Raw genomic sequence first — 19587 nt, forward strand, 5'->3', positions numbered from 1 at the left:
ATCGATTAAATCTATAAAAATATTCAGCTCGGCTGCGCTGTGACCATGAATCCAAGCGCACATTTAGCTCACTGTAACGTGTTACCAACAGGAACACCGTTTTAGTAAATGGGGCGCATTGAATTGGATCCTCACCAATGCTGGCTCTATCGCAGTATCTGTTACGCTGTATCTCAACCCGGTTCTATAGGTTACGCACTCAAACCATCGGCATTTTTACCGATGGTTTTTATTTTGTGTCATTTACACAAAAATATATTGAAACCGGTTTCACATCTCGATTTTTTTTCGTCTGTTATTAAGAAGAGCTCAAAATATTAGGAGGTTATCACGATGAGTAGCGAACGTGAAGTGTCAAAGATGTTCATCAGGTATGTTCAAGACGGGTTAAGAAACGAACGCATCGATCGATACCGCGCCGGTCTTAGACTGATTAATACAACACCGCTTGAAGACTGGCTACTTGAAGAAATCCGGGAGCCTTACCATCTCCAAGATTTCACCTTGACCCTTGAGGAAATTGCAGAGTTGGAGAATTTTGTTGACGACGAGCGGTTGTCAAAGGCCGTCGCAACTCTTTCAACAGCTGATAAGATGGTTTTGTATCAGTATTACTACGATGAACTCAACGACGTGGAAATCGGTAGTCAGGTAGGTATAACTAGCCAAGGAGCAAATAAGCGCAGGCGGCGCGCATTGCAAAGGATTAAGGCAGCATACGAAAATATGTAGCGCGTGCGGAGGAGTATTCAATGCATTACACACAGATCGATAACCTGATCCCGGTTATCTTGGCAGCGCAGGGTGGAGATGATGAGGCAATGTCCCAACTACTAATAATGTTCAATCACGACTTCAACCGTGAGGCGGCATTTGGAAAAAGCTATGTCGATCCGGATTTGAAGCAAGAACTTCAAATTAAATTTGTGTACATCGTCAAACACTTCGACGTTGAAAAGCATTTGGCAGAGTCGCCCACAAACTCAAGTCGGAAACTCAAGTTCACGTCATTAAATAATAATTAATTTCGGATATGGTTTCATTTCCGAACTCACCTGTCGTCTGATATATCAGAGGCAGGTTTTTATTTGGCCCGCCATGTCCTTTGATAACTTAATAGCATCATTCAGCAACGAAGGCTCCGCAACGCCATGACCTCTCACGAGCGAGCGACTAACCCAGTGAGCCGGATACTTGTACGTCACCCTGACGAAACGAGGGAAAGAGGCTCTCTTTGAGATTCTCGATAGCCGATTGGAATCGGGCTGAATGATGAACTGTTCTTCACAACATCAGTTTCGCCAACACTGCGAAGAAGGAGGTGTGTCATATTTCAGCGCAAGCAATAGAAGCGCCAATCGATTTTCCAATGGACGATCAGAACGTGATTGCGATTCGTAACGCTCTGTCTACCTTGTTTCTCGATGAAGTTAACAGGGCTCGCGAAGAACAATCACAGCATGATCGGTACCTGTTGAAGATGGAGTTGTGCGCGTACTTGAAGATTTCTAACAATACCTTGGACAAGTGGATTGAGCTTGGCCTACCAAGAATCAACATCTGTGGTGTTGTTCGCTATGATCGCGACGCAGTTGATGGATGGCTTCGCAAACGCGTTGAAGGATGGTAATATGTCGATGTAGCTTTACATCCTGTTCAAGCTCGTTGACAAACAACAGGAGGTAAATATCATGTCTATTACTAAAACTGATGCAGGCACTTACTTTGTGGAGGTGTTCTACCCTAAAGATATTCGCGGCATTCTTGGCGTGAAAGTTCCACGTTACCGTAAAACCGTAGCGACAAAGTTGGAAGCCAGAACGCTGCAAAAACAGGTCGATGAGAAAATTAAGGAGGCTCAAAAAACACAATCAGCAAGTGCTATCAAGAAGAACGGGGAAATGCTATTCAAGAACTTTTACCGCGAAGTCTGGTGGCCGCTATACGCTGCTGGCGCAACCGGACGTATTCGTATTATTCCTTCAGAGGAAACTCAAGCGAATACACGCAATATTTTCCGACTTCACCTGCTTCCAATGTTCGGCGAGTATTCAATGACTTACTTAAATCTCAATAAGCAGTTCGTCATGCAAGAACTGGCAATTCTGTCAGAGAAGTACGCAAACATTCGCACAGTCAAGTCTTACGTCAGTCAGATGTTTGATACCGCCGAAATGGTGGACTTCATCGATGTGAACCGGCTAGAAAAAGCTATTTCCTCCATCGGCAGTCCCAAAAAGGAACGGCTCGCCACTCGTCGCAAGATGACTGGCGAATCACTTTCCGCTGATGAAATGGTGGCTTGGCTCGACGCTGCCAACACAGATCACGAAAACGGCAAGTTAAGTGATCAAGATTATCTGTTACTTCTCCTTACACTCCACCTCGGAGATCGCAAGGGTGAATCATACGGATTGCAATGGAAGCACGTTGACTTCAACACCGGCTATGTTCTGATTATTCAAGCACTCAAGAAAAGCGGTAAGGTCGGTCCAACCAAGGCCAAGAAGGAAACCTCCCACGCTTTACCGCCGATTTTGATCCCGATGTTGAGAGAATGGCACGACAAACAAGCCATTGAACTCGCAGAAGTAAACCTAGAGTCTGGGCCAAACCAGTTTCTGTTTACCTACACGAACTTCCAAGGTGGGATCAACCAACCGTTACATGCCGACTATCTCAACTATCGTCTGAATTCAATCTATAAGCGCCACCCTGACCTCGTTCGGGTCACACCGCACAAGTTGCGGCATACGTTCTCAACACTTGCACGTCAAGGTGGTGCCAGCTTACAGCTGATCTCCGAAGCACTGTCACATTCCAGCATCAAGACCACGCGCGTGTATGTCAACACGCCTGATATTGTTGGTCTGGATGTTCATGATAAGTTCGCTGAACGAATCGCACAAGCAAGAGCTAACTCACTCGCACAGGAAATGAAACTCAACGAAATTCATTAAAATTGACGCACAAAAGAACGTAAGACTAGGACACGCGCCCCAAAAATTCTTGGAGCCAGGATTTCTCAAGCGAAAGACGCGCACAAATTACGCCCTAATTGAGGGGTCAAAAAAAGTGGCTCGCCCTAATTGGGAGAACCACTTTCCGAGTCCGAGATATGCTTGAAACGTTGTCGTAGCAACGTTTCCATCTCGATAGCATAACACTATTACCGTTTGCTAAATTGTGATGCTTTACGTGCCTTCTTGAGACCGTACTTCTTACGTTCCTTCATCCGTGGGTCACGGGTGAGCATGCCGGCACGCTTCAGTGGGCCGCGGAAGTCCGGGTCTACATTGAGCAATGCACGAGCGATGCCGTGACGGGTTGCGCCGGCCTGGCCGGTGAAACCGCCGCCGTTAACGTTAACCAGAACATCGTAGGCGCCAGTCGTTTCGGTGATACCGAATGGCTGGGTCAAATCGAGGATCAGGTTTTCGTATGGAAGGTAATCGTGAACGTCTTTGCCGTTCATCGTAATCTTACCGGTGCCAGGAACCAAGCGGACCCGGGCAACCGAATTTTTGCGGCGACCTGTGCCGCTGTATGCTACTTCTGCCACAGTTGTGTCCTCCTTAAATTAGGTTCGTGATGTCGAGTACTTCTGGCTTCTGCGCGGTGTGTGGGTGTTCCTCACCTGCATACACGTGAAGCTTCAAGAACTGCTGGTGACCAAGCGTGTTCTTGGTTGGCAGCATCTTCTTAACGGCGTATTCGACCAAGCGAGTTGGGTTGTCCTTCAACAGGTCACCCGCAACTTCATGCTTCAAACCACCTGGATGTTGACTGTGGTGATAGTAGATCTTGTCGGTCGCCTTGCGGCCGGTAAGCTTCAGCTTGCCTGCATTGATCACAATCACGTTGTCACCAACGTCAGTATGAGGGGTGTAGGTTGGCTTGTTCTTACCGCGTAAAACGGTCGCAACAACTGAGGCCAGACGACCAAGACTGATATCAGTCGCGTCGATCAGGACCCATTTACGTTCGATTTCATCTGGCTTAGCCATAAATGTTGTACGCACGATTTGTTTCCTCCAATATTCTGTGCTGTTTGACACCTATAAGTTTCCGGGGCTTATGTGGGGCAAACAATACCAGGTACTAATCTATCAAAAATACCCTTGAAAGTCAATCTTCCAAGGGCAACGATTTCAGAAAAACACGAGCGCGCTGCTTCAACAACCACCGGTGGCAATTTAGTCGAGCTGCTTGCCCATCGTTTCCTGACCTAAACCAAACACCGCCGCCACAGCAATCAAAATCGCCACGGTGAAAATGGTGAAAATCACCGACAACGCCACATGGCCAATCAAGCTACCCACCAACAGCGGCCCAACAATCCCCCCGATCCGACCAATCCCGGCTGACAAGCCAGAACCACTGCTGCGAATGACACTCGGGTATTGCTCTGGCGAATACGCGTACAAAGCCCCCCATGCCCCCAGGTTGAAAAACGAAAGTAGCATGCCTGACGCCAACAGCATCGGTAAACTCGTCGCCAAGCCAAAACCTAACGCGGCCAGCGCCGTGCCGAACAAAAAGCCGCCCAGCACGGGCTTGCGCCCCCACTTTTCAATCAACCACGCCGCCACAAAGTAACCTGGCAGCTGGGCCAGCGTCATCACGAGCACATAGCCGAAAGAATTAATCAGGGAAAAGCCCTTTAGCACCATCACGCTGGGCAGCCACAGGAACATGCCATAGTAGGAGAAGACCACCATGAACCATACCACCCACAGCATGAGCGTCGCCCGCCGATACGGTGGCCGCCACAACTTCAAGAAGGTGGGCCAAAAGCGCGGCTTAGCCTGGATATTTTTGGTCAGGTACACCGGCGACTCCTTAATCCCTTCCCGAAAGTAGAACGCATAAACGGCGGCCAAGCCAGTGATTACCATGGCGACCCGCCAGCCCCAGTGCGGAATGACAAAATAGGACAGCAGCGCCGCCAGCAGCCACCCAGCGGCCCAAAAGCTTTCCAATAGCACCACACTGCGCCCACGATGCTCAGGGGCGACGCTTTCCGACACCAGCGTCGACGCCACTGGCAACTCGCCGCCCAGCCCCATGCCAATCAATAGCCGCAGCACCATGAAAAACGCGTACCCCGTGGCCAGCGCTGACAAAGCCGACCCCAGTGAGAAAATCAGCAGTGTGACGATTAACACGGTTTTGCGGCCGATCCGGTCCGCCAGCATGCCGAAGACAATCGCTCCGAGCGCCATGCCAATGCTACCGATACTGCCGATCCAGCCCATTTGCACCGGATTCAGCTGCCACTCTTCATGCACCGCCGCAATCACGAACGAAAGCATCCCCACATCCATGGCATCAAACAGCCAGGCTACCCCGACCCCAGTAATCAAACGCGCATGGGCCCGAAGCCCTGCCGGTTTGGTTGTTTCCATCAGCAAAAATCCCCCTTTTAATCAAAAAGCGCCAGTGTCAAGACACTAGCGCTGATGGGACTTATTTTGCCGGATAGGGGGTGTCTTGTCAATAGAAAACTGCCGGCTAGTAATAGACTTCCTTCAGATAAAGTCCTGACGCCGGCGCGGTGCCGCGGGCTTGCTGGCGGTCTTTGACCTGATACAGCCGCTGAAAATCATGGACGTCCCGCCGCCCGTTGCCAATTTCCAAAAGCGTCGCCACCAGAATGCGCACCATGTTGTACAAAAAACCATTGCCGTAAAACTCGAAGCGAATTTCATTGTGGGCAGGGTCGTCCTGCACCGTCGCTTCATAGATTGTGCGCACCTTGTCTTCAATCACGCCACCGCTGGCCGCAAAGCTGGTAAAGTCATGGGTGCCCACGACATCTTTCAGCGCCGCTTGAATGCGGTCCAAGTCCAGTGGATACGGATAGTGCCCAGTATACAGGCGGTTGAACGGATCGGTGAACCGGCCGCGCGCCACACGGTACACATAGCGCTTGCCTTTGGCGCTGTACCGAGCATGAAAAGTTGCCGGCACAATTTCCGCCTTCAAGATTTCCACGTCCAGCGGCATCAAGGAATTCATCGCCAGCATCATTGAGCGTTCAGGAATATTACCCGGGTAATCAAACGAAATCACCTGGCCCAAGGCATGCACGCCAGAATCAGTGCGGCCGGAACCATCGACATGGATATGATCGACCTTGGCCATTTTGCCTAACGCTTTTTCCAGCACGCCTTGCACCGTCCGCTGGCGGGGCTGAATTTGATAGCCCGCAAACTTGGTGCCGTCATAGGCCAAGGTTAATTTGTAATGTGTCATTGTTTCCCCTCTAAAAAGACGTGAGGGCTGCCCCTCACGTCAAAATGATCAAGCTCTTAAGAACACGAGTCCCACGGTCAGCAGCACCATCGCCAGACCCGCCACGATATCGGGCTGGTGATACTGCAAAATCCGGAATTTGGTCCGACCATCACCGCCTTGGTACCCTCGCGCATCCATCGCCGTCGCCAAATCTTCAGCAATGCCAAAGCTATCCACGAACAACGGAATCAGCAGCGGCACCACCGCCTTCATCTGCTGGAACAAGTTACCGGAGCCAAAATCGACCCCACGCGCGCGCTGCGCATTCATAATCTTGGTGGTTTGATCCATCAAGGTCGGCACAAAGCGCAAGGCAATCTGCAGCACCAGTGCCAGCTCGGTTACCGGCACGCCGATCCGGCGCAAGGGCTTGAGCAGCGACTCCACCGCATCCGCTAAGGACAGCGGCTGGGTGGTCAAGGTCAAAAGCGTCGACACGAAAATAATCAGCACGAAGCGCATGAAGATGAACGCCCCGTTGGTCAGGCCATACTGGGTAATCGCCAGCCAGCCCCAAGACCAATACACCGTGCCGCCTTTGGTAAAGAAGATCTGCAAGGCCACCGTGAACAAAATCAGCCAGATCATCGGGCGCACGCCGCGCAAGAAGAAACCGAGCTTGATTTTGGACAACGCCACCATCACCATGGTGGCCACGAACATCAGCAAATAGGATTGCCAGTTATTGGCCAGAAAGATAATGCCAATGTAGTAAAAGCTGGCCATTAACTTGGTGCGCGGATCCAGGCGGTGCACCCAAGAATCACCAGGCAGATAGCGCCCGAGCAGCAGCTTAGTCATGCGCGCCACCTCCGATTTGCGGCAGCAGCTGCTGCGCGAGTTCTTCGGTGGTCAGCGGCTGCGGGTCAAACTGGAAGCCTTTAGCGGTCAACGCCTGCGCCATTTGGGCCGTTTTCGGCAAGCCCAACTGGTGCGCCGTCAGCCACGCCGGATCAGCAAAAATCGCCCGGGGACTGCCAGTTTTGATCAGCTGGCCTTGGTCCATCACCAGCACCTGATCCGCAAAATCGGCGACATCATCCATCAAATGCGTCACCAGCACAATGGTCAGGCCTTGCGTTTCATGGAGCTGCTGAAACATCGCCATCATTTCATTACGCCCTGCCGGATCTAAGCCGGCAGTCGGCTCATCCAGCACTAACACCTCTGGCTGCATCGCCAGCACACCGGCAATCGCCACCCGGCGCATTTGGCCACCTGACAAATCAAACGGGGACTGTTCGAGCACGGAATCCGGCAAGCCCACCAGTTTGACCATCTGCGCCGCCAGCTTCAAGGCCTCTTCTTCACTCACACCGAAGTTCTTTGGCCCAAACGCGATATCCTTGGCCACGGTTTGTTCAAACAGCTGATTTTCCGCGAATTGGAACACCATGCCAACTTTTTGCCGCAACGGCTTGAGGTTTTTGTTGGAGGTTTCATTGGTGATTTTGAAATCCCCAATGGTGACGGTGCCACTGGTGGGTTTAAGCAAGGCATTCAAGTGCTGCAGCAACGTGCTTTTCCCACTCCCGGTATGACCGATGATGGCCGTGTAGCTACCATCTTTGATGGTGACGGAAACATCTTTCAACCCATCACCAGCAAAAGGGGTCCCTGCCTGATAGGTAAAGCTTACATGGTCGAATGTAATGTCCACAGGTAGTTCACCAGCCCTTCTTCATCGAGATAGTCCTTCGGCATCGTGGCCCCAGCGCGGCGCAAAGCGGCCTTAAGCCGTTCTGGATAAGGCACGTCCAATCCTAACGCAAGCAGTTCCTCACCATGGGTAAAGATCTCAGCCGGGGTGCCAGACTCCACAATTTCACCATCGTTTAACAGCACAACCCGGTCCGCCGAGGCGGCTTCGTCGACATCATGGGTGATCGACAGCACGGTCATATTGGTTTGCGCCCGCAATTGTTGGATCAAAGTCAGCACTTCCGCCCGCCCCGCCGGATCCAGCATCGAGGTGGCTTCATCCAAAATAATGATCTCCGGCCGCTGCGCAATGATGCCAGCGATCGCCACCCGCTGTTTTTGCCCACCAGAAAGGCGCGCAGGCTCCCGCGTGGCAAAGTCCAACATGTTCACTTGCGCCAAGGCATCGTGAACGCGCGTGACCATTTCTGGTCGCGGCACCGCCCGGTTTTCCAAACCAAAGGCGACATCATCTTGAACCGTGGCACCGACGAACTGGTTATCGGGATTTTGGAACACAATGCCAACTTTTTCGCGAATCGCCCAGACGTTGGCTTCGGTCAACGGTAACCCGGCCACGGTCACCTGCCCCGAAGCTGGGGCGAGCAGGCCATTGATATTCTTGGCCAAGGTACTTTTACCGGAGCCGTTATGGCCAATGATGGCCACCCACTCTCCGGCGTTCACCTGCAGCGAGACATCGCGTAAGGCCGGTTTGGTTTGATCCGGATAAGCAAAATTCAGATGTTCGATGTCGATCAAAGCCACGGCGCTGCCTCCTTGAGCGGTTTGCAAACAATCACAACTGTCAATCATGATACCATATTTTAACGCTGCTCGCTGGGCCTGGAAACGTTCGGCCACTAAAAAAGCTGAGGCATCTGCCCCAGCCGATTCTATGTATAAAAAAATCATTTGAGATGGAGACACCGGTTGCCCGGTGCTCGCAAGCTAGACTCGGCAGGGTCGCCCCTGGGACAAATGTCCATACCCTTCGGTAGCCAACATCGTAACGCTCCATCGATCAAATGATCAAAGTGAACCGGCCACTAGGGTCGATTCGGTTTTGAAATTCGGTTCATCAAATGGTTTAAACCATTTCGATAATCACCAGTTGTGCGCCATCACCGCGGCGAGCACCCATCTTCAAGATGCGGGTGTAGCCACCGTTGCGTTCAGCATAACGTGGGGCAACATCACTGAACAGTTTCTGCAAAGCAGACTGAACAACAACATTGTCACCGTCTTCCTTCACGTCAGCAATCTTGTTGCGAAGGAATGCAGCCGCCTGACGACGAGCATGGAGATCGCCACGCTTGCCCAGTGTGACCATCTTATCAAAGGTGGAACGAATTTCCTTGGCGCGGGCTTCGGTCGTGGTGATACGTTCGTTCACGATCAGATCCGTCGTCAAGTCGCGCAGCAACGCTTTACGTTGTGAGCTTGTGCGCCCTAATTTCCGGTAACTCATGGATTGGCCTCCTTTTGTGTATTAGTCTTCCTTACGTAGGCTCAGACCCAGATCAGACAGCTTGTTTTTAACTTCTTCAAGCGACTTGCGGCCCAAGTTCCGTACTTTCATCATATCGGCTTCGGTCTTGTTGGTTAACTCTTGAACCGTGTTGATACCAGCACGCTTCAAGCAGTTGTAAGAACGAACAGACAAGTCGAGCTCTTCGATGGTCATCTCGAGCATCTTTTCCTTGTGGGTCTCTTCTTTTTCGACCATGATCTCGGCGTTCTTGGCTTCATCAGTCAAGTTAACAAAAATGTCGAGATGTTCGGTCAAAATCTTAGCCGCCAAGCTGATGGCTTCACGCGGAGAGATCGAACCGTTCGTCCAAACATCCAACGTCAGCTTATCGAAGTCATTCCGGCGACCGACGCGGGTGCTTTCAACTTGATAATTGACCCGGCTAATTGGGGTAAAAATCGAGTCGATTGGGAGCACGCCGATCGGCATGTTTTCGGTCTTGTTTTGATCTGCAGCCACGTAGCCGCGACCCGTACGAACGGTCATGCGGACATGGAAGTGGCCCCCTTCGGCAACGGTACAAATGTACTGTTCGGGGTTCAATACCTCAACATCACTGTCTGTGACGATATCGGCGGCGGTCACGGTAGCCGGACCTTCAACGTCGATCTCGACGGTCTTATCTTCATCCGAATGCATCTTCAAAGCAAGCTTCTTGATGTTCAGGATGATCTGCGTAACGTCTTCCAGCACCCCGTCAATCGTGGAGAACTCATGGAGCACGCCATCGATTTGGATGTTAGAAACCGCAGCACCTGGCAAAGAAGAGAGCAGAATCCGCCGCAGCGAGTTGCCCAATGTGGTGCCGTAGCCGCGTTCTAGCGGTTCGACCACAAACTTGCCGTAGTTGGTGCTTTCGTCAACCTTTGTGATGTTCGGCTTTTCAAATTCGATCATCTAGTCTGTACCCCTTTCAAAACGAGAAGTGAACCTTGTTTCCCAGCACGTGGCAAACCGGTGCGGTTTGCCGCAATTTTGGCGACCAAGCGTTGCCAAAATAGGGTAAACAATTACACACGACGACGCTTCGGAGGACGAGAACCGTTATGAGGCACTGGGGTCACATCGCGGATCGCGGTCACTTCAAGACCGGTTGCCTGGAGCGAACGAATCGCAGCTTCACGACCGGAGCCTGGGCCCTTGACGGCAACTTCAACAGACTTCATGCCATGTTCCATGGATTCCTTAGCCGCCGCTTCAGCAGCCATTTGCGCAGCAAATGGCGTGGACTTACGGGAGCCTTTGAAACCGAGGGCACCAGCAGAAGACCAAGCAATCGCGTTACCGCGAGGATCTGTGATCATGACCAACGTGTTGTTGAACGTTGAGTGGATGTGCGCAACGCCACTTTCAATGTTCTTACGAACGCGGCGCTTGCGTGTGGTTTTTCTTACAGCCATCGATACTTACCTCCTTTTTAATTATTTCTTCTTCCCGGCGATGGTAATCTTCTTACCTTTACGGGTCCGGGCGTTGTTCTTGGTGTTTTGACCACGAACAGGCAGACCGCGACGGTGACGCATGCCACGGTATGAGCCGATTTCTTGAAGCCGCTTGATGTTCAGGCTAACTTCACGGCGCAGATCGCCTTCAACTTTAACGTTGTCGACGGCTGCACGGATCTTGTCTTCCTGGTCGGGAGTCAAGTCTTCTTCGCGGACGTCTTCAGGAACGCCTGCTTCTTTCAGAATCTTCTTGGCGGTCGTGTTGCCGATCCCAAAAATGTAGGTCAGCGCAATGACGATTTGCTTACCACGTGGTAAGTCAACACCTGCGATACGAGCCATATGATGACACCTCCTATTAGTGAATTATGAACCTTGGCGTTGCTTGTGTTTCGGGTTAGCAGAGCAGATGATCATGACGCGGCCTTTGCGGCGGATGACCTTGCAATGCTCGCACATCTTTTTAACAGATGGACGTACTTTCATGATTAGTAGCCTCCTCTTGGAAACGTGCTTGCAGAATGCATGCACTCTGGCAAATTACTTGAAACGGTAAGTGATCCGGCCTTTGGTCAGATCATATGGCGACAATTCTACAGTCACACGATCCCCAGGCAAAATGCGGATGTAGTGCATCCGAATCTTCCCTGACACATGCGCAAGAATCGTCGCGCCATTTTCAAGCTCGACTTTGAACATCGCGTTCGGTAAAGTATCGACCACGGTGCCCTGAATTTCGATCACATCGTCTTTTGCCACGAAATATATTCCTCCTAATTGTTTGGATCACACGCGAAAACGTTGAAGCCACATCTGGCCTCAGCGCATACCGCGATATTGTAACATAATTCGACCACTTTGAAAACAGTCAGGCCGTGGCCAAAAGACGATTACTGGGCGATCGTCTCCAGGATCTTTTTGATCTCGGCGAAAACCAGATCGATGTCTTGGTCGCCGTTGACGTTGAACAACAGGTGCCGCTGATCATAAAAATCAAGCAGCGGCGTGTTCATTTCGATGTTCACCTTCAACCGATTTTTCACGGTTTCAGGCTTGTCATCGTCACGCTGGAAGAACTCGTGGTGACCACAACGATCACAGGTGTCAGCCACCTTGGTCGGGTTGTACAGCTTATGGTAGGTCGCGCCACAGTTTTTGCAAATGTAGCGGCCAGATAAGCGTTCAACCAGGACATCCGGCTTAACGTCAATATTGATCACCGCGTCGATCGGCTTGGCCAATGTTTTGGTGATGGTTTCAAGTGCTTCAGCTTGTGCAATGGTCCGTGGGAACCCATCCAGCATGTAGCCTTCATCGGTATCCTTCTCACCAAGGCGGTCCTTGACGATGCCATCAACGACTTCATCAGGTACCAGTTGACCCTGGTCGATAAATGCTTTGGCTTGCTTGCCCATTTCGGTGCCAGCAGCCATCGCGGCGCGGAACATGTCCCCCGTACTGATGTGGGCAACGGGATAGGCGTCCTCAATGCGTTCGGCCTGCGTCCCTTTACCTGCACCTGGAAGTCCCATTAAAATGAGATTCACGTTGCTTCCTCCTATTAATATGACACTAGTCCTTCACGAGATCGTCGCGGATAAACCCGACGTATTCCCGCTTCATCAACAACCCATCCAACTGGCGGACCAGTTCAATCGCAGTCATGACCACGATGAGAAGACTTGTCCCGCCCAGACCGATTGATTGTGGCAGACCCCAAATGTTGGCTGCCAGCTGTGGCAGCAAGGCCACGAAGCCGAGGAACAAAGCCCCAACTGTGGACAAGCGCATCAGCAGGCCAGAAAGATACTTTTCAGTTTCTTTCCCTGGCCAAACCCCAGGAATATAACTGCCTTGCTTGATCAAGTTTTCCTGTACCTTTTCCGGGTTAACCTGGACGAAAGCATAGAAGAACGTGAACAAAACGATCAAGATTGTGTACAAGGCCGTCCCGGCTGGCTTTTGCATGTTGAAGACGCTCGTCAAGGCGTTATACCAGCCGGCATCTTGAAACTTGTTCGCAAAAGCCATCAAAATGGTTTGCGGCGTGATGATGAAGGACGATGCGAAGATTACCGGAATAACCCCGGCAACGTTAACCTTGAGCGGCAGGTAGGAATTGCTACCGGCTGCCGTCACGCGGCGTGTATATTGAATCGGAATCTTCCGGTTCGCTTGTTGGACCCAGGTAACAAACGTGATGACCAGCACCAAAATGATGGCCAATGCAACCAGGAACAGCACCCCTTGCCAGCGATCACTGGCATTGTTGTTGGCGATGTTGTCTTGCCACAGCTGCTGGATGCCGCTTGGGAGGCGGGCGATGATCCCGGCAAAGATGATCATGGACACGCCATTACCGATCCCTTTGTCAGTGATCTGTTCACCCATCCAAGTGAGCAACATCGTGCCACCGGTTAAGATAATGCCGATGACCACGTAAGTCTGGACGGTTGGGTTTTTCACCAACCCCAACGCGGAAAGCTGCTGGAAGCCAGCAGTAATCCCGACGGCCTGGAAGAAACCGAGGAAGATGGTCAAATAGCGGGTGACTTGGTTCAGCTTGCGCCGACCAACTTCACCTTGTTTGCTCCATTCAACGAATTTCGGCACAATGTCCATTTGCAATAACTGGACCACAATTTGTGCCGTAATGTACGGTGAGACCCCCATTGAGAAGATCGAATAGTTCGCTAATCCACCACCGCTGACGGTGTCCAGCAAGGAGATCAAGCCGGTCGAGCCGACCTGTGTCAACGCTTTGGCGTCGACCCCCGGTACTGCGATTTGCGCCCCTAGACGATAAACCAATAAAACGCCTAAAGTAAAAAGAATCTTGTTGCGGATGTCTTTGACTTTGAATGCGTTAACGAGGGTTTTCAGCATTACATCACCTCAAGCGAACCGCCTGCTGCTTCAACTGCGCTCTTAGCAGCTTCGGAAGCCTTGTTGACTTTAACGGTCAGCTTCTTGTCGAGCTTGCCGTTAGCAAGCAACTTGATGCCGTCCTTTTCGTTCTTAACCAAGCCGGATTCAACCAGCACGGTTGGCGTTACTTCGGTCCCATCATCGAACCGGTTCAGGTCTTGCACGTTGATCACGGCAAAGACTTTACGGTTGATGTTCTTGAACCCACGTTTTGGCATGCGCCGGAACAGTGGCATCTGGCCACCTTCGAACCCAAGCCGGGTCTTGCCGCCTTGGCGAGCTAATTGACCCTTCGTCCCTTTACCAGCCGTCTTACCTTGACCGCTGGAAGTTCCGCGGCCGAGTCGCTTACGGCTTGAGCGTGCACCGTCGTTAGGCTTTAATTCATGCAACTTCATACGTTAGGCACCTCCGTTTCTTTAGTGTTTTTAGTCCTTAACTTCCTCAACGGAAACTAAGTGAGAAATCTGGAAAATCGCACCCCGAGTGGCTGCGTTGTCAGGCTTTACAACAGAGCTGTTCACCCGACCAAGACCGAGTTCCTTCACAATTTTACGTTGCTTAGGCAACCGGTGAGCAGCACTGCGAGTCAGAGTAATTTTTAACTGAGCCATTATGTGCCCTCCTAGTCTTGTTCTTGTAAGTGAGAAACGGACACGCCGCGCAAGTCAGCAACTTCTTGAGCCGTCTTGAGCTGGGTCAAGCCGTCCATCGTTGCGCGAATCATGTTGATTGGGGTGTTACGGCCGAGTGACTTGGAGGTCACATCAGCGATCCCAGCCAGTTCCATAACGGCACGAACGGCGCCGCCGGCTGCGACCCCGGACCCTTCAACGGCTGGCTTAAGCAGAACTTCACCAGCGCCGAAGTGACCGATCACATCATGAGGGATCGTGGTGCCAACGATCGGCACTTCGATCAGGTTCTTCTTCGCGTCTTCAACCGCTTTGCGAATCGCTTCAGGCACTTCCTGCGCCTTACCGGTCCCAAAGCCGACGTGACCATGCTTGTCGCCGACGATCGCAATCGTTGCAAAACGCAGACGACGGCCACCTTTGACAACTTTGGTGACCCGGTTGATCGACACAACGCGGTCTTCCAAGTCTAGTTGGTTTGGATCAATGTATGATGCCATGTGTTGGTTATCCTCCTTTGATTAGAATTCAAGGCCGTTTTCACGTGCGGCTTCAGCTAAAGCTTGCACGCGACCATGATAGAGATAACCACCACGGTCAAAGACCACTACTTTGTGACCAGCAGCAACGGCACGCTTGGCTACCAATGCGCCAACTGCCTTTGCTTGCTCAGTCTTGTTGTCATCAGCAGAAACTTCTTTATCAAGAGTGGAGGCACTTGCTAGCGTCACACCCGCTACGTCATCAATTAATTGCGCGTAGATGTTTTTGTTAGAACGGAAAATGTTCAAGCGTGGGCGCTCGCTCGTACCAGAAATCTTACCCCGGACGCGCGCGTGACGCCGTTGCCGAGTTTTGTTTTTATCTGGCTTTGAAATCACAATGTTCACTCCTTTAATAGACTGCGTTAACGGGCCTGATGAGGCCCAGATACAATTGCCGCAGCCAGTTACCTAGTTGCAGCTTAGTAAGACTATTTACCAGTCTTACCTTCCTTACGCCGAACGTATTCGTCGACGTAACGAATCCCTTTACCTTTATAAGGTTCTGGGCTGCGGACCGCGCGGATCTCGGCAGCAAATTGGCCGACGACCTGCTTGGAAATGCCGCTGACGTTGATTTCGGTGTTGCTTGGCACGTCAATCGAAACGCCTTTTGGTGCTTGCATCTCAACTGGGTGAGAGTAGCCGACGTTCAAGACCAGCTTTTCGCCTTGCTTTTGCGCACGGTAGCCGACCCCGACAAGCTTCAATTGCTTGACGTAGCCTTCGGTCACACCAACGACCATGTTGTTCAAGTTAGCGCGCATGGTACCATGCAAAGCCTTGAACGAGTCATCTGGGCGGCTGAAAGAAATTTCAGTGCCTTCTTGCTTCATTTCGATCTCAGGGGCAAAAGCACGAGTCAATTCGCCCTTGGGGCCCTTAACGGTGATGTTGTCGCCATCCTTGGTGACGGTCACACCTGCAGGCACGGTGATTGTTTTATAACCAATACGACTCACAGTTGCACCTCCTTTTGTTTAAATTGATTACCAGACGTAGGCGAGAACTTCGCCGCCGACGTTCTTGGCGCGTGCTTCTTTATCCGTGATGACACCTTCCGGAGTCGACAGGATGGCAATGCCCAGGCCGTTCAAGACCTTCGGCACAGCATCTGCCTTCACGTAGGAGCGCAAGCCTGGCTTGGAAATGCGCTTCAAGCCGGCAATAACGCGTTCGTTGTTCTTCCCGTATTTCAGGAACAGACGGATCACGCCTTGCTTGTCGTCTTCGATCACTTCATAGTCGCGAATGAAACCTTCGCGCTTGAGGATCTCGGAAATGTTGATTTTCATCTTTGATGCAGGTACGACCAGAGATTCGTGACGCACCATGTTGGCGTTACGAATGCGGGTCAAGTAATCTGCGATTGGATCGGTCAAGACCATTGATTTAACCTCCTTTGACTGGGTTTCGATTTACCAGCTAGCTTTGCGCATACCAGGAATTTGACCGGCATGAGCTAATTCACGAAGGCAAATCCGGCAGAGTTTGAACTTACGGTAAACTGAATGTGGACGACCACAACGTTGGCAGCGTGTGTATTCTTGCACTGCGTACTTTGCAGGCCGACTGTTTTTCACGATCATAGACTTCTTAGCCAAGTGTGACCCTCCTTATTTTGCGAAAGGCATGCCGAGTTGACTGAGCAACTCGCGCCCTTCTTCATCCGTGTTAGCAGTGGTGACAATAACAATGTCCAAACCGCGTACGCGGTTAACCTTGTCATAATCGATTTCTGGGAAGATAACCTGTTCCTTAAGGCCCAAGGTGTAGTTGCCTCGGCCATCGAAGGACTTCGCAGAAATACCGTGGAAGTCACGCACCCGCGGCAAGGAGACGTTGATCAGCTTGTCCAGGAAGTCATACATGCGTTCGCCGCGCAAGGTCACCTTGGCGCCGATGGACATGCCTTCACGCAGGCGGAAGTTCGCGATACTCTTCTTGGCCTTGGTGATCAGTGGCTGCTGACCAGCAATCAATGCCAATTCAGCAACGGCTTCGTCCAGGTTCTTGGCGTTTTGCGTTGCATCACCGACACCCATGTTCAGCACGATTTTTTCAACGTGTGGGGTCTGCATGGTGCTCTTGTAGTCAAACTTCTTAACCATCGCTGGCGCGATTTCTTTGTTAAAACGTTCTTGTAAACGATTAGCCATCTGGAATTAGTCCTCCTTTCCGTCGGTTTTTGGTGCCGCTGCGGTTAATTCTTTGCCGGACTTTTTGGCAATGCGAATCTTCTTGCCATCTTTGATCTCGGCGCCGACGCGCGTTGGCTTGTTGGTTTCTGGATCCAGCAGCATTACGTTAGAAACGGCAATGGCTGCTTCTTTGTCGACAACGCCACCTTGTGGGTAGTCGTTATTCGGCTTTTGGTGTTTCTTGATCATGTTGACGCCTTCGACAATAACCTTGTCTGCCTTAAGCAAGACCTTGGTTACTGTGCCTTCTTTGCCGGCGTCTTTACCACGCATGACCCGAACCTTATCACCAGTTTTGATTTTCATGTCGCACCTCCTATTTGGTCAGAATGTTAAAGGACTTCAGGCGCTAAGGAAACGATCTTCATGAAATCGCCGTCACGCAGTTCGCGTGCGACTGGTCCAAAGATACGAGTCCCCCGAGGGCTCTTGTCTGCGTTGATGATGACTGCAGCGTTCTCGTCAAACTTGATGTATGAACCATCAGTACGGCGAGCACCAGACTTCGTGCGCACGATAACAGCCTTAACGACTTCATGTGCCTTGACAACGCCACCTGGTGTAGCCTGTTTGACAGTTGCCACAACGATGTCACCGATGTTACCAGTCTTACGGTATGAACCGCCAAGGACTTTGATCACCAGGAGCTCGCGGGCACCAGAGTTGTCTGCTACTTTAAGACGACTTTCTTGTTGAATCACGGGTTGGTCCTCCTTTCACACGTATTTGGATTAAATACGAACTGCCTTTTCGACAACGTTCAATAAACGGAAACGCTTGTTGCGAGACATTGGACGAGTTTCCATGATCTGAACAAGATCGCCGACTTTAGCAACGTTGTCTTCGTCATGTGCGTAGAACTTCTTCGAGTACTTCACACGCTTGCCGTAGACGGGGTGCGTCTTTGTCGTGTTGATTTCGACGGTAATGGTCTTATCCATTTTGTCTGAAACGACGCGACCTTGATAAACTTTACGAGAATTACGTTCTTCCAAGGTGATTGTCTCCTTTCCGCTTATTTATTGAGCGCTTGCTGCCGAAGGACCGTTTTGATCCGTGCGATGTTCTTCCGCACTTGCTTCAAGCGAGCAGTGTTTTCCATTTGGCCAGTAGCTTGTTGGAAGCGCAGGTTGAAGAGCTCTTCCTTGTACTGCTTTTCTTTGTCGAGCATTTCCTCTGTGGTTAATGCTGAAATATCCTTAGCCTTCATTAGATTGCTCACCTACTTCCTCGCGAGTCACGATCTTGGTGCGGACAGGGAGTTTGTTGGACGCAAGGCGCAAAGCTTCGCGTGCAACTGCTTCCGGAACGCCGCCGACTTCAAACATCACTTTTTCGCGTTTAACAACTGCGACCCAGCCGGATGGTGCACCTTTCCCGTTACCCATCCGGACGCCGACGCCCTTAGATGTGTAAGACTTTTGAGGGAAAATGCGGATCCAAACTTTCCCGCCACGCTTCATGTAACGCGTCATGGCAATACGAGCCGCTTCAATCTGACGGTTAGAGATCCAGTGTGATTCCAAGGCTTGCAGCCCGAATTCACCGAAGGAAACTTCCTTGCCGCCCTTGGCTGCGCCGCGCATCTTCCCACGGAATTCGCGACGGTGCTTTACACGCTTAGGTACTAACATGGATTATTTCCCTCCTTTCGCATTCTGACGATTTGGCTTGTCAGGCAAAACTTCACCGCGGTAGATCCAGGTCTTGATCCCGATCTGACCGTAAGTAGTCCGAGCTTCTTCCCATGCGTAGTCGATATCGGCCCGCAAGGTGTGCAAAGGCACGGTGCCTTCAGCATAGTGTTCACGACGCGCAATGTCGGCACCGTTCAAACGGCCAGCCGCCTGGGTCTTGATCCCCTTGGCACCAGCGCGCATGCTACGCTGCATGGCTTGCTTCATCGCGCGGCGGAAAGCCACACGTTGTTCAAGCTGCTGGGCGATGCTTTCGCCGACCAGCTTAGCGTCGAGATCAGGCTTCTTGATTTCCACGATGTTGATGTGGACTTTGCGGCCTGTCAGGTCGTTCAATTCCTTACGCAAGCTTTCAACTTGGACGCCACCTTTACCGATGACCATACCAGGTTTTGCGGTGTGGATGGAGATGTTCACGCGGTTTGCGGCCCGTTCGATCTCAATGGTCGAAACAGATGCGTCCGCGAGCTTCTTGTTGATGAATTTACGGATTTCAATGTCTTCGTGAAGGTAGCTTGCAAAGTCTTTTTCAGCGTACCATTTGGATTCCCAGTCACGGATGACGCCAACACGGAAACCGATTGGATTGATTTTCTGACCCACG

33 protein-coding genes are annotated in these 19587 nt (G+C 51.4%); 4 read left to right on the forward strand and 29 right to left on the reverse strand.

Features of this window, described 5'->3' with window-relative positions; genetic code table 11:
- Positions 1-333 precede the first annotated feature (333 nt).
- From EKM90_RS09390 to EKM90_RS09405, 4 genes are all read left to right on the forward strand, one after another.
- Complete coding sequence (locus EKM90_RS09390; RefSeq protein ID WP_025012557.1) at positions 334-732, forward strand: sigma factor-like helix-turn-helix DNA-binding protein; 399 nt, start codon at positions 334-336, stop codon at positions 730-732.
- Between the two features lie 20 nt (positions 733-752).
- The gene (locus EKM90_RS09395; protein WP_125582004.1) at positions 753-1025 is read left to right on the forward strand and encodes a helix-turn-helix domain-containing protein; all 273 of its coding nucleotides are present in this window, start codon (positions 753-755) and stop codon (positions 1023-1025) included.
- Positions 1026-1369: 344 nt separating this feature from the next.
- Positions 1370-1630: a helix-turn-helix transcriptional regulator gene (locus tag EKM90_RS09400; RefSeq protein ID WP_032958427.1), complete on the forward strand. Its 261-nt coding sequence runs from the start codon at positions 1370-1372 to the stop codon at positions 1628-1630.
- Positions 1631-1691: 61 nt separating this feature from the next.
- Positions 1692-2960, forward strand: a complete 1269-nt coding sequence (locus EKM90_RS09405; RefSeq protein WP_125582006.1) for a site-specific integrase — start codon at positions 1692-1694, stop codon at positions 2958-2960.
- A gap of 209 nt (positions 2961-3169) precedes the next feature.
- On the opposite strand, the gene rpsI is transcribed toward EKM90_RS09405, so the two are convergent.
- The 29 genes from rpsI to rpsC all read right to left on the reverse strand — a co-directional run bounded on the left by rpsI (position 3170) and on the right by rpsC (position 19586).
- A complete protein-coding gene (rpsI, locus tag EKM90_RS09410; protein ID WP_125582008.1) occupies positions 3170-3562 on the reverse strand; it encodes a 30S ribosomal protein S9 in 393 nt (130 codons plus the stop codon).
- Between the two features lie 13 nt (positions 3563-3575).
- Positions 3576-4022 carry a 50S ribosomal protein L13 gene (gene rplM, locus EKM90_RS09415; RefSeq protein WP_125582010.1) on the reverse strand — a complete coding sequence of 149 codons (447 nt, stop codon included), beginning with the start codon at positions 4020-4022 and terminating at the stop codon, positions 3576-3578.
- Between the two features lie 174 nt (positions 4023-4196).
- Positions 4197-5408 carry an MFS transporter gene (locus EKM90_RS09420; RefSeq protein ID WP_125582012.1) on the reverse strand — a complete coding sequence of 404 codons (1212 nt, stop codon included), beginning with the start codon at positions 5406-5408 and terminating at the stop codon, positions 4197-4199.
- Positions 5409-5514: 106 nt separating this feature from the next.
- Positions 5515-6258, reverse strand: coding sequence for a tRNA pseudouridine(38-40) synthase TruA (gene truA / locus EKM90_RS09425; RefSeq protein ID WP_125582014.1), 744 nt, complete (start codon positions 6256-6258; stop codon positions 5515-5517).
- 48 nt (positions 6259-6306) lie between these two features.
- The gene (locus EKM90_RS09430; RefSeq protein WP_125582016.1) at positions 6307-7101 is read right to left on the reverse strand and encodes an energy-coupling factor transporter transmembrane component T family protein; all 795 of its coding nucleotides are present in this window, start codon (positions 7099-7101) and stop codon (positions 6307-6309) included.
- Positions 7094-7960: an energy-coupling factor ABC transporter ATP-binding protein gene (locus EKM90_RS09435; RefSeq protein WP_125582018.1), complete on the reverse strand. Its 867-nt coding sequence runs from the start codon at positions 7958-7960 to the stop codon at positions 7094-7096. Before EKM90_RS09435 ends, EKM90_RS09430 begins: the two co-directional genes overlap by 8 nt.
- On the reverse strand, positions 7936-8769 hold the full coding sequence (locus EKM90_RS09440; protein WP_225422813.1) for an energy-coupling factor ABC transporter ATP-binding protein: 834 nt from the start codon (positions 8767-8769) through the stop codon (positions 7936-7938). The genes EKM90_RS09435 and EKM90_RS09440 overlap by 25 nt, the downstream gene beginning before the upstream one ends.
- A 322-nt stretch (positions 8770-9091) precedes the next feature.
- Positions 9092-9472, reverse strand: coding sequence for a 50S ribosomal protein L17 (rplQ, locus tag EKM90_RS09445; protein WP_125582023.1), 381 nt, complete (start codon positions 9470-9472; stop codon positions 9092-9094).
- 21 nt (positions 9473-9493) lie between these two features.
- On the reverse strand, positions 9494-10432 hold the full coding sequence (locus EKM90_RS09450; RefSeq protein ID WP_125582025.1) for a DNA-directed RNA polymerase subunit alpha: 939 nt from the start codon (positions 10430-10432) through the stop codon (positions 9494-9496).
- 113 nt (positions 10433-10545) lie between these two features.
- A complete protein-coding gene (rpsK, locus tag EKM90_RS09455; protein ID WP_125582027.1) occupies positions 10546-10935 on the reverse strand; it encodes a 30S ribosomal protein S11 in 390 nt (129 codons plus the stop codon).
- Between the two features lie 21 nt (positions 10936-10956).
- Positions 10957-11322, reverse strand: a complete 366-nt coding sequence (rpsM, locus tag EKM90_RS09460; protein WP_125582029.1) for a 30S ribosomal protein S13 — start codon at positions 11320-11322, stop codon at positions 10957-10959.
- Between the two features lie 24 nt (positions 11323-11346).
- Positions 11347-11466, reverse strand: coding sequence for a 50S ribosomal protein L36 (gene rpmJ / locus EKM90_RS09465; protein WP_125582031.1), 120 nt, complete (start codon positions 11464-11466; stop codon positions 11347-11349).
- A gap of 54 nt (positions 11467-11520) precedes the next feature.
- Entirely contained in the window at positions 11521-11739 is a 219-nt protein-coding gene (infA, locus tag EKM90_RS09470) for a translation initiation factor IF-1 (RefSeq protein ID WP_054717703.1), read from the reverse strand.
- 131 nt (positions 11740-11870) lie between these two features.
- Positions 11871-12527, reverse strand: a complete 657-nt coding sequence (locus EKM90_RS09475) for an adenylate kinase (protein ID WP_125582033.1) — start codon at positions 12525-12527, stop codon at positions 11871-11873.
- Between the two features lie 25 nt (positions 12528-12552).
- The gene (gene secY / locus EKM90_RS09480) at positions 12553-13866 is read right to left on the reverse strand and encodes a preprotein translocase subunit SecY (RefSeq protein WP_125582035.1); all 1314 of its coding nucleotides are present in this window, start codon (positions 13864-13866) and stop codon (positions 12553-12555) included.
- Complete coding sequence (gene rplO, locus EKM90_RS09485; RefSeq protein ID WP_125582037.1) at positions 13866-14306, reverse strand: 50S ribosomal protein L15; 441 nt, start codon at positions 14304-14306, stop codon at positions 13866-13868. Before rplO ends, secY begins: the two co-directional genes overlap by 1 nt.
- Positions 14307-14336: 30 nt before the next feature.
- On the reverse strand, positions 14337-14522 hold the full coding sequence (rpmD, locus tag EKM90_RS09490; RefSeq protein ID WP_125582039.1) for a 50S ribosomal protein L30: 186 nt from the start codon (positions 14520-14522) through the stop codon (positions 14337-14339).
- Between the two features lie 11 nt (positions 14523-14533).
- A complete protein-coding gene (gene rpsE / locus EKM90_RS09495; protein ID WP_125582041.1) occupies positions 14534-15043 on the reverse strand; it encodes a 30S ribosomal protein S5 in 510 nt (169 codons plus the stop codon).
- 21 nt (positions 15044-15064) lie between these two features.
- Positions 15065-15424, reverse strand: a complete 360-nt coding sequence (gene rplR, locus EKM90_RS09500) for a 50S ribosomal protein L18 (protein ID WP_125582043.1) — start codon at positions 15422-15424, stop codon at positions 15065-15067.
- 92 nt (positions 15425-15516) lie between these two features.
- Positions 15517-16047 carry a 50S ribosomal protein L6 gene (rplF, locus tag EKM90_RS09505; RefSeq protein ID WP_125582045.1) on the reverse strand — a complete coding sequence of 177 codons (531 nt, stop codon included), beginning with the start codon at positions 16045-16047 and terminating at the stop codon, positions 15517-15519.
- Between the two features lie 27 nt (positions 16048-16074).
- The gene (gene rpsH, locus EKM90_RS09510) at positions 16075-16473 is read right to left on the reverse strand and encodes a 30S ribosomal protein S8 (RefSeq protein WP_125582047.1); all 399 of its coding nucleotides are present in this window, start codon (positions 16471-16473) and stop codon (positions 16075-16077) included.
- 30 nt (positions 16474-16503) lie between these two features.
- Complete coding sequence (locus tag EKM90_RS09515) at positions 16504-16689, reverse strand: type Z 30S ribosomal protein S14 (RefSeq protein WP_125582049.1); 186 nt, start codon at positions 16687-16689, stop codon at positions 16504-16506.
- A 12-nt stretch (positions 16690-16701) separates the two neighbouring features.
- A complete protein-coding gene (rplE, locus tag EKM90_RS09520; RefSeq protein WP_125582051.1) occupies positions 16702-17244 on the reverse strand; it encodes a 50S ribosomal protein L5 in 543 nt (180 codons plus the stop codon).
- A 6-nt stretch (positions 17245-17250) separates the two neighbouring features.
- Positions 17251-17592: a 50S ribosomal protein L24 gene (rplX, locus tag EKM90_RS09525; RefSeq protein ID WP_125582053.1), complete on the reverse strand. Its 342-nt coding sequence runs from the start codon at positions 17590-17592 to the stop codon at positions 17251-17253.
- A 26-nt stretch (positions 17593-17618) separates the two neighbouring features.
- Positions 17619-17987 (reverse strand): 50S ribosomal protein L14, encoded by a 369-nt coding sequence (gene rplN, locus EKM90_RS09530; protein WP_125582055.1) that lies wholly within the window; start codon positions 17985-17987, stop codon positions 17619-17621.
- A gap of 30 nt (positions 17988-18017) precedes the next feature.
- Complete coding sequence (gene rpsQ / locus EKM90_RS09535; protein ID WP_125582057.1) at positions 18018-18281, reverse strand: 30S ribosomal protein S17; 264 nt, start codon at positions 18279-18281, stop codon at positions 18018-18020.
- Between the two features lie 20 nt (positions 18282-18301).
- Positions 18302-18496 (reverse strand): 50S ribosomal protein L29, encoded by a 195-nt coding sequence (gene rpmC / locus EKM90_RS09540; protein WP_125582100.1) that lies wholly within the window; start codon positions 18494-18496, stop codon positions 18302-18304.
- Positions 18486-18920: a 50S ribosomal protein L16 gene (gene rplP / locus EKM90_RS09545; RefSeq protein WP_125582059.1), complete on the reverse strand. Its 435-nt coding sequence runs from the start codon at positions 18918-18920 to the stop codon at positions 18486-18488. The genes rpmC and rplP overlap by 11 nt, the downstream gene beginning before the upstream one ends.
- Before the next feature lie 3 nt (positions 18921-18923).
- The gene (gene rpsC, locus EKM90_RS09550) at positions 18924-19586 is read right to left on the reverse strand and encodes a 30S ribosomal protein S3 (RefSeq protein WP_125582061.1); all 663 of its coding nucleotides are present in this window, start codon (positions 19584-19586) and stop codon (positions 18924-18926) included.
- Position 19587 lies beyond the last annotated feature (1 nt).

This window comes from Lacticaseibacillus suibinensis, from assembly GCF_003946175.1.
GTDB classification, from domain to species: domain Bacteria; phylum Bacillota; class Bacilli; order Lactobacillales; family Lactobacillaceae; genus Lacticaseibacillus; species Lacticaseibacillus suibinensis.